The following is a 12,308-nucleotide window of genomic DNA, read 5'->3' as shown; positions in this document are numbered from 1 at the left end:
CCTTTTCGGGACTCGCGCTACACTGGCGCTGATGTCCCTCGCGTCTGATGCGCCCCTCGCTCTCATTGGCTATTCGTCTCATGCCGCCCGCACCCTGCGTGACCTGGGGCTGGTGGCGCTGAGTCTTCCTCATGACGATCTGAGGGCCGTGATCGAGGCCTGCTTGACGCTGCGCTTCAGCGGCGCCCTTGTTCACCCCGCTCAGGAAGGAGCCGTGGCGCCACATGTGGAGCCCGATCCGGACGCTCGCCGTGTGAGCCGGGTGGACGCGGTCGCTTTTTCGGGAGGGCTGGCGGGAGGAAGTGCCCACGGCACCTATACCCTCGCCGACGCCCTGATCGATGCCGTAGAGGCCAGTGGGTACGCGGCGCGGGGTGCGGGTGCCCTCTTCATCGGGGGCGGCCAGGATCTCTTGCAGGCCGTGCCGCTCATCCGCCTGGGGTTGAATCCGGTTGGCATCGCCGCTGACCACCTTCCCGACGCCGAACGGTTGGCCCGCGCCCTTCCGAGCAGTGTTCGCCCCTATGCCCTAGGCCGCCGGGACTCGGCCCTACAGGCTTTGGCAGAGCGCGCTGATCTGATTGTCCTGACGGGCGGCAGCCTCCCCGCCGGCCTGCTTCAGCCCTATCACACCCTAGCGGACCTCACCGGGCAGAGCACCACCGGCGCCAGCGGCGCAACGCTGCTTGACCTTTCTGCCCTGCCCGCCCTGCGCCTCGCCCGCCAGCTCCTTTACGCGACGGGACAGCGGTATCACCCTGAAGCGCTGAGCGGGCTGGCAGAGGCGTTGGTTTAGGCGGGGAGGGTCACTGCGTGCTGCGCGGATCGAGCACGTCTCGCAACCCGTCGCCCAGCAGGTTAAAGCCCAGCACCGTCAGCAGGATGGCCAGGCCGGGAAACACCATCGTCCACGGCGCGTCGATGTAGTACTGGCGGGAATCGCTGATCATGGTCCCCCACTCCGGCAGCGGTGGCTGCGCGCCGATTCCCAAGAAGCCGAGGGCAGCCACCTCGATGGTGGCCGTGGCGATGCTCAGGGCACCTTGGACGATCAGCGGCGTGAGGCTATTGGGCAGCACGTGGCGGAAGATCATGCGGCTTTGTGTCGCTCCCAGCGCCCCGGCCGCCTGCACGAACTCACGCTCGCGCACGCTGAGGACGACCGCGCGGGCCAGGCGCATATACACGGGCACCTGCACCAACGACACAGCCAACATAGCGGTCACAAGCTGCGGACTACGCAGGGCAAACAGCTGGTCCAGAGCGGCGATGGGGGCGGGCGGAGTGTCGCTGGAAAAGATACTCGCAAACCCGATTGCGAGCAGGATGCTGGGAAAGGCCAGCATCACGTCCGTCAGATAACCGGTCACACTGTCGAGCCATCCGCCAAAGTACCCGGCCAGGATCCCCAGCAGCGTTCCTGCGATCAGGGCGAGCAGCGTGCTGACCACGCCCACCTTAAGGCTGAGCTGCGCGCCGTGCAGCACGCGAACAGCGACGCTGCGGCCCAGATTGTCGGTGCCAAAGGGCGCGGCCCAGGGATTCACCGTCCCCGTCACCGGATCGCGGTACACCTCGGCCACCTCGGGGTTCCAGAGGGCCGCGACCGAGGGCGGCTTGAGGTTCAGGCGGTAGTTGCGGTCAGTGGTGGGATCGTAGGGCCGAATGATCGGCGCGAGCACCGCCAGCAGCACAAAAACCGCCACAATCGCCGCACCGACTTTGCCGGGGGTGCTTTTGCGGAAGCGGCGCCAAAAGATGCTGGGCTGGCGTCTGCGGACAACTCCGGGAGGAGAGAGGGTGGTCATGGGTACCTCGTCAGGACGGAAAAAAGGGTGCTGGGACTCTGGCTCGCCCGCAGCCTCATTCCTCATCTGTATTGAATTCTCGGATCGAGCGCCGCGTAGCTCAGGTCCACGAGCAGATTCACCACGCTCACCACCAGGGCGGCGAAAATCACCCCGCCCTGGATCACCGGGTAGTCACGTTGGCTGATCGCCTCGTACAGCCAGGAACCCAGGCCCGGCCAAGAAAAGATCGTCTCGGTGAGAACGGCCCCACCCAACAGCGCGCCCGCCTGAAGGCCGATCACCGTCACAACCGGCAACAGCGCGTTTCTGAGGGCGTGCTTGAGCGTCACCGTACGGCTCGCCAGGCCCTTGGCGCGGGCTGTTCGCACATAGTCCTGCCCGAGCACCTCCAGCAGGCTGGAGCGGGTGATGCGCGCGATGATCGCCAGGGGGATGGTCCCCAGCGCAATAGCAGGCAGAATCAGGTGCCGGAGCGCGTCCCACGCGGCAGCGGGCTGGCCGCGCAACAGGGCGTCCAGCACGTAGAAGCCGGTGATGGGTTCAAGCGTCACGTCGTTGCCCAGCCGGGCGCTGGGCGGTAACCACCCCAGGCGCACGGCAAAAAAATACGACAGCAGCAGGCCCAGCCAGAACACCGGCATGCTCACGCCCACCAGGCTGATGGTGGTGGCCAAGTTGTCCCACACGCTGTTGCGCCGCAGGGCGGCCAGAATACCGGCAGGCAGGCCGACAAGCAGGGCGAAGAGGAGCGCAGCGATCGCAAGTTCGGCCGTGGCGGGAAAGCGGTTCACCAGTTCGTCACGCACCGGAATATTGCTCTTGAGGCCGCTGCCCAGGTCGCCCTGCAGCAGTTGAGCCATGTACTTGGGGTACTGCGCCTCCAAGAGATGGGCTGGGTCCTTGTAGTTGATAAACCAGGGCTTATTCAGTCCCAGCTGCTCGCGCAGTGCGGCGGCGGCTTCCGGCGTAGCCCGCTCACCCAGCATCACGGTGGCCGGGTCACCGGGAATCGAGCGCACAAACGCAAACACCACCACGCTGATGCCGATCATCACCAGCAGTGTTCGCAGAATGCGCCGTATCAGATAACTGCCCATGCGGCTCTCTCTTCCTTGAAACGGTTCAGCGGCCTACGGGGCAGGCCTGTGCTCGTGGCCCCGCCCCGTAGGTCCAAGCGTTGGCGGACTTACTTCTTGCCCGCGACGCTGATGTTGTTAAAGGCTTCGCTTCCCAGCGGGCTGGGCACCCAGCCCTTCACGTAGCTGCGGGCCGCGGCAAGCGGCTGGCTGTGCACCACCGGAATGCGGTAGTTCGCCTTGTAGGTGATCTCGTGAATCTGAGCGTAGACCTTGGCCTTGTCGGCCTGGCTGACGGCGGCACGGCCCTGATCAAGCAGGCGAACGAGTTCAGCAGGGTTCCAGTTGATGTCGTCGGAACCGCCGGGCCCGTAGTAGGCACTGTAGAAGTTGTCGGGATCGCCGTAGTCACCGGTCCAGCCGATCATGTACATGTCAAAGCCGGGTTCCTTGCGGCGGTCTTCGAGGTACTTGGCCCAGTCCTCGGTCTTCAGGTTCACCTTGATGCCGATGGCGCTGAGGTCGGCGGCAATCGCTTCGGCGATGGGCTTGGGCTGCGGGAAGTACGGGCGGCTGACCGGCATATACCACAGGTCGATGCTGAAGCCGTTCGGATACCCCGCCTCCGCCAGCAGTTTCTTGGCGGCGGTAGGATCAAACCGGTAGTCGGCAGGCACGTTTTTGGAGTTGGCCCAGCTCAGCACCGGCGGCAGGAACGAGGCATTGCTGATGCCCAACCCCGGCCAGAAGGCGTCCACAATCGCCTTTTTGTTGATCGCCATGCTGATCGCCTGCCGCACCTTGTCGTTTTTGAGGTACTCGTTGCGGTTATTCAAGCTCACAAAGCCCACGTTGAAGGAGGGACGCTTGACGGCGACCAGGTTCTTATCCGCCTGAATGGCCTTGAGGCTATCCGGCGTGAGGTCGTTGGCAAAGTCGATGGTTCCGGCTTTCAGCTCATTCAGGCGCTGAGAGGCATCCTTGATGGAGCGAATCACCAGTTGGTCCACCTTGGGCTTGCTGCCCCAGTACAGCTTGTTGGGAAGCAGCACAATGCGGTCACCCGTCTTCCAGCTTTGGAAGATAAAGGGGCCGGTGCCGACCGGTTTGCTGGCCGGCGTGCCGTACTTGGCGCCGTCCTTTTTGATCGCCGCCGGACTCGCGATGCCGAAGTACCCGGAGCCAATCACGCTGGGAAACACGGTGGAGGGCTTATTCATATCGAAGCGCACCGTGTAGTCATTGATCTTGACGACATTTTTCAGGACGGAGGTCGCGTCCCCCTTGTAGCCGCCCATGAGTTGCCCCCAGATCTCATAGGTGTGCCCTTGGTTACGGAAGCCGTAGGCGTTTTTGGGATCCCACCAGCGGTTGACGTTAAAGATCACCGCGTCAGCGTTAAAGGGGGTACCGTCATGAAACTTCACGCCCCTGCGCAGGGTAAAGGTCCACTGGGTCGCGTCCTTGTTGGCTTTCCAGCTCGTCGCCAGGCCGGGAACAGGATCGGTGGTGCCGTCCTTAAAGTCCACCAGGGTGTCATAGATCTGGCGCTGCACAGCGATGCTGATGCCGTCGGTGATATTGCCGGATTCCAGACTGACGGGATCACCGTTGTTCCCGAAGACGAGTGTGGCCGCGCCGGCGGTGGGCAGGCTGGCAAGCAGGGCAGTCAACAGCAGTTTATTCATGAAGCCTCCGTGGGCCGTTTCAGAGGAGGCCCCGCTCTCCCGGAGGGCGGGGTCCTCATGAAGGGCCGGTCAAGCGCTCGAGCACCAAGTATGCGCTCAGGGTAGGGGCGGGCAGAACCCCTGTCAAGGCACCGGCCAGGCGGCCTCCTCCCGGCGAGCGGTCAGGGCTGCGGCGTGAGGTCACCCAGCTTGGCCTCCGTTGTGTCGGGCCCGAGCGTGACGCTCCGCTCCGCCCGCGGCTCCGCCGTCTCCCCGTAGATCCCATTGCCATCGCGGTCACGTCCCGCAACGACCTGAAAGGTGCCGTCCGGCAGGTAGGCCGTAAAACGGCCCAGCGGGTCCAGGGCGGGTTGGTAGGCAAAGCCGCGGCTGTCCTGGATCCGCAGCCCCAGCACGTTGCTTACGGCTGGGGCCGAGAGCGCCGCTGCCGCATTGATCATGCCGTAGCCGAACTGGCTGTCGCGGCCCGGCGCGCCCAGGTCGGTCGCGGTGGCCGTCAGGCGGGCCAGGGTATCTTCCCGCCCCTGTGTGACGCCCTTGCTGAGAAGCAGGGCGGCCAGCGCGCTCACCTGGGGAGCAGCCTGACTCGTTCCCGCGTTGGGCCGGTACATCGGCTGGTTCTTGAGGTAGTCCCAGTCGGTCGAGAAAATCTCGTCCGGGAAGGGCGTGCCGTTCAGGGTCCCCCCGTTGAAAAAGGTCAGGGTGTCCCCGCCCGGAGCCGAGAGCATCACCTGCGAATAGCTGTTACTGTAGCTGGCGTGTCGTGGGGCACTCGCCCCCGAGAGGGTCACGGCCCCGACCGCCACCGCGCCCTCACAGGCGGCCGGGTAGTAGGGCGCGCTGCCGTAGCCGTTGCCCGCCGCCACCACCACCAGCGCGCCCGCTCGCGTGGCGTCCGCCACCGCCTCGCACATCGGCTGCGCCGTCTGCGCGGAAATTTCCCCACCGAGGCTGAGATTGATGACCTGAGCGGGGTGCGGATTGGTGTAGGTCTTGCCCTCCAGCGCAATCGGAAGGCCCGCCGCGTAGCGCAGGGCGTTCACCACGTCCGCGACCTCCGCATTGCCCTGGGCGTCGATCACGCGGACCGGCAGCACCTTGATGGGTGCTCGGTAGGAGGCCCCCACCACGCCGCTCGTGCTGCACGCCGGGCAGCCTGGAAACTGCGGGATGCTCCCCCAGCGCGCCGCAATGATGCCGGTGACGTGTGTGCCGTGGCTGCCGCCGCTGCGTGCCGGTGTGCTGGGATCGGTCGGGTCAGTGTCGGGACCGTCGCCGTCGCCGTTGTCGTAGGGCTGCTGGTCCGTCTTGGGACGGAACCCCAGCACGTCGAGTGCCCCCTCGTCCGGGCCGTAGAGCGCCCCCTGAAGGTCGGGATGGTCAAAGCGTACCCCGGTGTCCACCACCGCGACCGTGACCGGGCGGGTGTAGCCTCCGTCTTCCATATCGCGCCACACGGCCCCGTAGCCCAGCAGCTTGTACGCCCATTGCAGGCCCGCGTACTGGTCGGTCGGCACGACGGGCGCGCTGAGTGCCTGCGGGTGCAGCACGGCGTTAGGCACGGCGTATTCCACGTTGGGATCAGCCCGCAGCACCCGCAGCGCTTCCTCCACATCAGCCGTTTCTAGGCGGACGCTGCGGCGGCCCAGAGCCGTCACCCCGCTGCGCGGGATCTTCAGCCGGGTCAAGGCGTCCCGGGTCGCCCCCTGCGCGGCGCTGAGCTCGGTGTTGGCTCTTTCTCCGAGCGCCTGCGCCTGCGCCGCCGCCGAGCGGTATTTCACGATCACGCCGCGAGCTGCGGCAGCGTCTGGGGTCCTGATTCCCGAGCTCGCGGCCACGTCCGTCCCCTGCGCCTGCGGGGCGTCCACCACCCGGCCCGTCAGGGTGTACTGGTCGGCCGTGACCTTCCAGGTGACCTTGCCGCTCTGCTCACCCCGCTGCCAGTTCACCGTCACCTCGCCGCTGAGCTGCGCCTGATCGGCGGCGGTGGGCGTGCCCTGCACCCGGTCCACCCGCACGGTCAGCCGGAGGTCACCCGTGCCGCTGGTGGGCCATACGGTCAGCCACGCGGGCAGGCTCGCTCGGTCGACCGTCCACGTCCCAGCAAGGGGCTGCTCGATCTGCCCGGAGGAGGCGGTGCCGAGGGCGACCGCTTGCCCCGTTGTTGGGGGAGTTGTGCCTACCGGCGGGGGAGTCTCGACGGGCGTCGTCAGACCGCAGGCAGCAACGAGCAGCGCCACCGCGGGTAGGGCAAACAGGCGTTTCATGTGCCCTCCAGGATGCCGCATCCCACCTGACGGCAGATGAAGCGGGGCAGACATTCCCGCCCAGGCGCGCCACAATAGCCGCCGTGCCCAGCGGACGCGTCCATAACCTGATCAACATCGCCGCCTACAGTGTCCTCTCGGCTGGAGTGCTGCTCGTCACCCGCGAGGGCCACCTGAGCGTTACGCCGTTGCAGGCCCTTCACTTCAGTTTGGGCTTCTTTGTCGGCACCTTTCTGCTCTCACCCGATCTTGACCTCGCCGAAGGCCGAGTGGACAGCAAACGGCGCTGGGGCCTGCTGGGCTTCCTGTGGGTGCCCTATGGAATGCTCTGCCGCCACCGGGGCCTTTCGCACACCTGGCTGCTCGGTCCCCTCACCCGCCTGGCGTACCTGGCGGTCATCGCGGGCCTCATCGTCGGTCTGCTGCGCTTTGTGTGGCCGGACGTGCCCTTGCCCCGCCTCCCGCAGCCCATCAGCCTGAAGGTGGTGGTCCCCCTGCTCACGGGCTACTACCTCAGCCAGTGGCTTCACCTGATCGCCGACGGCGTGCGGCCCGACCACGGGTTGCGGCAGGCGCGGCGAGAAGTCCGGAAACGGTGTTGAAGGCGGCTTTTAGCCCACCCGCGTCTGAAACACCATCACCTCGCTGCCTTCTGTGAGCGGCCCGCCCTGGAAGCTGCCCGTCACGCGCGGCGCCTCGAACCCCGCGCAGCGGAGCAGCCATTCCACCTCAAAGCGGGTGTAGTAGCGCTGGGTCAGGGTGTAGTGCCGCCGCCGCAGGGTGCCGTCTGGCGCCGTGGTGTCCACGTAGTACTCGGTGGTCACGTGCTGCCGGGGCCGGTCGTGCCGCTGCACGAGAAAGACGTCGGTGCGTGAGCCGTCTTGGCCGTAGAACGTCTCGCCCTCGTGGCGCAGCGTGTTCATCTCGCCGTAACGCGGCACGTACAGGTCAAACACGAAAGCCCCTCCAGGGTTGAGATGCGCCCGAATATTTTCCAGCGCCCGCAGTTGCTCGGCGGGCGTGTAGAGGTGCATCAGCGCGTTGAAGGGCGCGATGGCCAGCTTAAAGCGCTCCTCCAGGCGAAAACTCCCCGCATCCCCCTGCAAGAAAGTCAGGTCCAGCCCCTCTGCCTGTGCTCGGGCTCGGCCCCGTTCGATCATGCGGGCACTCGGCTCCAAGCCCACCACGCGCACGCCCCGCCGCGCCAGGAAGGCGGTGACCCGCCCCGTTCCGGCCCCCACCTCCAGAACCGGCCCGCCCGTGCGTTCGGCCACCCCGGCGTAGAAGTGCAGGTCGTCGCGGTAGAGGTCGTACTGGTGGTCGTAGAGGTCGGCGAAGTCGTCGTAGTTCACGGGGAAGAGGGTAGTGGTTCGTGGGAAGGGGGGTCGGGGCTTTCGCTCCGGAGCGCGGCCCCCTTTCCATACCTCGCGATGAAGGCTTCCCTCCTCATCACGCTGAGCCGCGGCTCCGGCGCTTGGGAGTGACTGCCGTAGGCCCACCTCAGCACATTCGCCCAGGCCCGCAGGCGGCGCGCCGCGGTGGGCGGAAGGTCGCGGGTTTCGAAGCCCAGTGTGGCGAGCAGGGGCGCGAGGGCACTGAGGCAGAACACCACCTGGGCCCCCTGCACTTCTGGTCGGGTCTGGAGGTCGCGGGCGAGGTCGCGGAAGTCCTCGCGGGCGAGGCGAAGAGCACGGCGCAGGCCTAGGTCTACAAGAAGCGGGTTATTGACGTGGAACTCAGCGGCGGGCGTGCCCTTGGGGACGGGCGTGCCGCCTTGCAGCGTGACCCCGGAGAGGGGAAAGCGCGCCGGCCCGACACGGAAGAGGTTGTCGGCCCGCCCCCCCGCCGGTCGAGTTCCTCCTCGATGGTCAAACACCCGGTCAAGCCCCCCCATCAGGCGCCGGGGCAGGTCGCGGAACGTGAGGGGACGCAAGCCGTCCAGCTCGTCCAGCCGAACGAGCCCGTACCCGCGTTCTTTCAGATCAGAAAGGAGGCCCGGGAGCATGGGCAGGGTATTCCTCGCGCCCGGGCCTGCGTCGTGCAGCACGACGACCGCACCGGGAAAGATGAGCTCATTCACCCGCCGCCGCACGCCTTCCGGTGTGGAGGCGGAGTGCCAGTCGCGGCCTTCAACGCTCCAGTGGGCGCCGGTAACACCCGCTGCGCGTTGGCCCAGCCACGTGGCGAGGGTGTAGGCCCCGTGGGGAGGCCGGTGGAGGCGAACGGGCCGCCCCGTCACCGCCGAGACGCGCCGGGCCGCCCGCAGTGGGTCGAGAAAGGCCCCCCAGGGCGTCCTCACCCAGGCATGGACGTGCCGCGCGGCGTGGGCTTCCACCCCGTGACCCGCCTCCAGCATTCGGCGGATCAGCTCCGGGTGCGCCTCCGCTCGCCCCGCGATCACGAAGAAGGTGGCCCGCGCACCCGCCTCCTGAAGAGCGTCCAGCACAGCGGGCGTGGTGGCCGGGTCAGGACCGTCGTCGAAGGTGAGGGCCAGGGCTTTGCGGCGCTGCCGGCCCTCCCGCAGGAGCCCCAGGTTCAGCCGCTGCACCAGGCCGTAGGGGAGAGCTGCGTATGCCAGCAGGCTCAGCGCAGCCCAGGTACGCCGCCTCATGCTCGCCCCAATCGGCGCAGCAGGGCGGCCGCCACCCGGTCGGCAGCGTCAGGTACGCTGAGGGCGCGGGCATTCGCGCTCAGCCGGGCGTGTTCATTCGGGTCCAGCGCACGCAGCACGGCGGGCCGCACGTCCGTCAGGCGCCGCGCCCACAGCCCTGCCCCGTGCCGCACGAGGTAGGCGGCGTTGTGTTCCTCCTGTCCCGGAATCGGCTCAAAGATGACGAGCGGGACGCCCAGGGCCGTGGCCTCCGCCACCGTGAGCCCACCCGCCTTGCCCACCACGAGGTCAGAGGCCGCCAGCAGCTCGGGAAAGGCAGGCGTAAAGCCCAGGGCGTGCACCGTCGCTCCTCCCACCCGCGACACGCCACGGGTCCGCGCCCCAGCCAACACCAGCACCTGCACGCGTCTTCCCAGGTTGCTCAGCTCGTTCAGCACGCGGTGAAGCGCTCGGTAGGTGCCCGTTCCTCCGCCTGAAACCAGGATCAGCGGCTCATCCGCCTTCAGCCCGTGTTGCTCGCGCAGCGCCGCTCGGTCGGCGCCAACCAGCGCCCGGTACGCCGGGGCGATGGGAATGCCGGTCACGACGATGCGGCGATCGGGAATTCGCCAGCGCTTCATCTGCTCGCGCGCCTCCTCGTGGGCCACCATCAGCAGTTCGGCCTCGGGGCGCGCCCAGTGGTGATGCACGCGGTAATCGGTCACGACCAGCGCGTTCAGGAACTCGGTGCCGAGCTGCTGCCGGGCGGTGTGGGCCAGCGCGACGGGCGTCGGAAAACTGCTCACGACCACCTCGGGCCTCACCTCGCGCAGGTCACGCAGCATCCCGCCCAGACCCAGCCAGCCGAAGGTGCCCGTGAGGGCCCGCGGCTCGGTCTCCTGGTCCGTCCAGTCGTAGAACGCCTTGTACATCCCCGGTGCGTAGCGCAGCCAGGCGGCGTAGGTGCCCACCGTCACGGCCCGCTCCAAGGGGTTCAGGTACGCGATGAAATCCGCGTGCCGCGCCCGCAGGTCCACGCCCGCCGCCCGCAATGCCCGGTCCAGCGCGTCATTCGCCTGATGGTGCCCGCTTCCAAAGGAGGCGGAGAGGATCAGGGCGCGCAGGGCTGGGGTCACGCTCGCCTCAGCAGCCACAGCCCCAGCCCCGCGAAGACGAAATTGGCCAGCCACACGCCCAGTTCGGGCAGGCCGGGAAAGGCCCCCGCCAGCGTGAGGCCGATGAAAAAGACCAGGTAATAGGCGACGGCGATCAGCAGGGCGATGCCCAGCGACACACCCAGTGTGCGCCCGAAGCGCAGGGCAAAGGGCAGCGCGGCAAGCGCAAGCACCAGGTTGCCGAAGGGCAGCGCCAGCTTGCGGTTGAGCTGGACGCGGGCGTCCTGCCGCTCCTGTGGTGGCACACCGGGCGCCGTCAGCTTGGTGACCAGTTCAGGCCAGCCCTCGCTGTCTGCGCCGATGGCGTCGGCGTACTGCGCGATGGTTTGCTTGCGTGACAGCCCGGTATCGAGGTTCAGCGTGCTGCTCGCGTCCTGGGGAAGCACCACGTTGGGAAAGACTTCCTGGACGGCGGCGCGGAAGGCGGCGGGATCGTTCTCGGGCACGCGGGCCAGCCCCGCGGCCGCCGCGTAGTTCACCGTGTACACCTGATACCCGCGCAGGGAAAGCCGGTTGTTCTCGAAGGTGCCGCTGTCTGCAAAAATCACCGTCGCGCGCTGCGGATGATCGGTCTGCCAGCGCTCTACCCGCACCTGCTTGAGCTCGCGCCGCGCCGGGTCATAGCCTCCCAGCCAGAGCGTCAGGTTGCCGCCCAGGTCGACCGTCTTGCCCACAAGCTGCGAAAGGCCCGCGCCCGTCAGCACGTCCCAGTACAGGCCGCGCGTCTCCACGTTTGCGCGGGGAGCCACCCACAGGCTCAGCCACACGGCCAGCGCGGTCACGAGGGCCGCCACCACCGCGACCGGCCGCGCCACCTGCCCCAGCCCGATTCCGCCCGACTGCACCGCCACGAGTTCTCGCTCGGTCGCGAGTCGGCCAAACGCCACCACCGTCATCAGCACAACCGCCATGGGCAGTACCTTGACGAGCGTGTCGGGCACCTGGTACCCGATCCACTGCCCGATCAGGCCCAGCGGCACCCCCCGCAGCCACTGACTGCTGATAAAGAAGTAGCCAAAGCTGAGGATCGCGGTAAACAGCAGCGTGCCCGCCACCAGCGGCGGCAGCAGCTCGCCCGTGACGTAGCGGGTAAGGCGGGTCATGGCGCTCCTTCGGCGGTGGGCCGTGGGGAGGGGGAAGTGAGAAGAGCGCAGGCCAGGACCTTGAGGTGAGCGTCTGTTCCCCCGAGCCACCACCCAGCCTCCAGCCCCACGGACCACTCACCCCTTGGCCACGGCGAAGAGAATCGTCGCTTCCGCCGCCACCTGGCCGTCCACCTCGGCGCGGCAGGTGGTTTTGCCCAGTCCCCGGCGCAGAAAGTCCAGCCGCGCGTACAGGTGAAGCTGGTCTCCGGGAATCACCTTGCGCTTAAAGCGCGCGCCCTCTACTCCCGCGAGGTAGCCGACCGTTCCCGGTTCCAGCTCCCCGTGGAGGCAGAACATGCTTGCCTGCGCGAGCGCCTCCACAATCAAGACGCCGGGCATGACGGGTTCTTGCGGAAAGTGACCGGGAAAAAAGGGCTCGTTGACCGTCACGTTTTTGAGCGCGTGGACCTCGCCCTGTCCGGCCGAGAGCACCCGGTCCACCAGAATGAAGGGAAAGCGGTGCGGCAACGTCTTCAGTACGTCCTGGATCAAGAGGGGGTCCATCAGGGGCGCTCCTTCGTGTTGAGCGGGAGGCGAGGAGGTGGAGGCTTCCCGC

Annotated in this window: 11 protein-coding genes; 2 read left to right on the top strand and 9 right to left on the bottom strand. The window is 67.4% G+C overall.

What is annotated here, in order from left to right; all coding sequences use genetic code 11:
* Positions 1-31: 31 nt before the first annotated feature.
* Entirely contained in the window at positions 32-796 is a 765-nt protein-coding gene (locus tag EI73_RS03530) for a hypothetical protein (protein ID WP_034384305.1), read from the top strand.
* 10 nt (positions 797-806) lie between these two features.
* Here the strand turns inward: EI73_RS03530 and EI73_RS03525 are convergent, their stop codons facing one another.
* The 4 genes from EI73_RS03525 to EI73_RS03510 form a co-directional block, all read right to left on the bottom strand.
* Positions 807-1,808: an ABC transporter permease gene (locus EI73_RS03525; RefSeq protein ID WP_034384303.1), complete on the bottom strand. Its 1,002-nt coding sequence runs from the start codon at positions 1,806-1,808 to the stop codon at positions 807-809.
* A gap of 62 nt (positions 1,809-1,870) precedes the next feature.
* Positions 1,871-2,908, bottom strand: coding sequence for an ABC transporter permease (locus EI73_RS03520; protein ID WP_034384301.1), 1,038 nt, complete (start codon positions 2,906-2,908; stop codon positions 1,871-1,873).
* A gap of 89 nt (positions 2,909-2,997) precedes the next feature.
* Entirely contained in the window at positions 2,998-4,575 is a 1,578-nt protein-coding gene (locus EI73_RS03515; RefSeq protein WP_034384299.1) for an ABC transporter substrate-binding protein, read from the bottom strand.
* A gap of 161 nt (positions 4,576-4,736) precedes the next feature.
* Complete coding sequence (locus tag EI73_RS03510) at positions 4,737-6,842, bottom strand: S8 family serine peptidase (protein WP_034384298.1); 2,106 nt, start codon at positions 6,840-6,842, stop codon at positions 4,737-4,739.
* 83 nt (positions 6,843-6,925) lie between these two features.
* Between EI73_RS03510 and EI73_RS03505 the strand changes: the two genes are divergently transcribed.
* A complete protein-coding gene (locus EI73_RS03505; protein ID WP_034384295.1) occupies positions 6,926-7,444 on the top strand; it encodes a metal-binding protein in 519 nt (172 codons plus the stop codon).
* A 9-nt stretch (positions 7,445-7,453) separates the two neighbouring features.
* Here the strand turns inward: EI73_RS03505 and EI73_RS03500 are convergent, their stop codons facing one another.
* From EI73_RS03500 to fabZ, 5 genes are all read right to left on the bottom strand, one after another.
* Positions 7,454-8,194, bottom strand: a complete 741-nt coding sequence (locus EI73_RS03500) for a class I SAM-dependent methyltransferase (protein WP_034384294.1) — start codon at positions 8,192-8,194, stop codon at positions 7,454-7,456.
* Positions 8,191-9,453: a polysaccharide deacetylase family protein gene (locus tag EI73_RS03495; RefSeq protein ID WP_051935401.1), complete on the bottom strand. Its 1,263-nt coding sequence runs from the start codon at positions 9,451-9,453 to the stop codon at positions 8,191-8,193. The genes EI73_RS03500 and EI73_RS03495 overlap by 4 nt, the downstream gene beginning before the upstream one ends.
* On the bottom strand, positions 9,450-10,568 hold the full coding sequence (locus EI73_RS03490; protein ID WP_231557277.1) for a glycosyltransferase: 1,119 nt from the start codon (positions 10,566-10,568) through the stop codon (positions 9,450-9,452). Before EI73_RS03490 ends, EI73_RS03495 begins: the two co-directional genes overlap by 4 nt.
* Positions 10,565-11,710: an LptF/LptG family permease gene (locus EI73_RS03485; protein WP_034384289.1), complete on the bottom strand. Its 1,146-nt coding sequence runs from the start codon at positions 11,708-11,710 to the stop codon at positions 10,565-10,567. The genes EI73_RS03490 and EI73_RS03485 overlap by 4 nt, the downstream gene beginning before the upstream one ends.
* A gap of 117 nt (positions 11,711-11,827) precedes the next feature.
* Complete coding sequence (fabZ, locus tag EI73_RS03480; RefSeq protein WP_034384286.1) at positions 11,828-12,256, bottom strand: 3-hydroxyacyl-ACP dehydratase FabZ; 429 nt, start codon at positions 12,254-12,256, stop codon at positions 11,828-11,830.
* Positions 12,257-12,308 lie beyond the last annotated feature (52 nt).

Source organism: Deinococcus sp. YIM 77859 (assembly GCF_000745175.1).
In the GTDB taxonomy this organism is placed as follows: Bacteria; Deinococcota; Deinococci; order Deinococcales; family Deinococcaceae; genus Deinococcus.
Note: the sequence above shows the minus strand (reverse complement) of the source record. Positions and strands in the feature narration are given on the sequence as shown.

Bases quoted from the DNA above. Each gene is read 5' to 3' on its own strand.
- EI73_RS03530 (WP_034384305.1), top strand. From the start codon at position 32: ATGTCCCTCGCGTCTGATGCGCCCCTCGCTCTCATTGGCTATTCGTCT.
- EI73_RS03525 (WP_034384303.1), bottom strand. From the start codon at position 1,808: ATGACCACCCTCTCTCCTCCCGGAGTTGTCCGCAGACGCCAGCCCAGC.
- EI73_RS03520 (WP_034384301.1), bottom strand. From the start codon at position 2,908: ATGGGCAGTTATCTGATACGGCGCATTCTGCGAACACTGCTGGTGATG.
- EI73_RS03515 (WP_034384299.1), bottom strand. From the start codon at position 4,575: ATGAATAAACTGCTGTTGACTGCCCTGCTTGCCAGCCTGCCCACCGCC.
- EI73_RS03510 (WP_034384298.1), bottom strand. From the start codon at position 6,842: ATGAAACGCCTGTTTGCCCTACCCGCGGTGGCGCTGCTCGTTGCTGCC.
- EI73_RS03495 (WP_051935401.1), bottom strand. From the start codon at position 9,453: ATGAGGCGGCGTACCTGGGCTGCGCTGAGCCTGCTGGCATACGCAGCT.
- EI73_RS03485 (WP_034384289.1), bottom strand. From the start codon at position 11,710: ATGACCCGCCTTACCCGCTACGTCACGGGCGAGCTGCTGCCGCCGCTG.
- fabZ (WP_034384286.1), bottom strand. From the start codon at position 12,256: ATGGACCCCCTCTTGATCCAGGACGTACTGAAGACGTTGCCGCACCGC.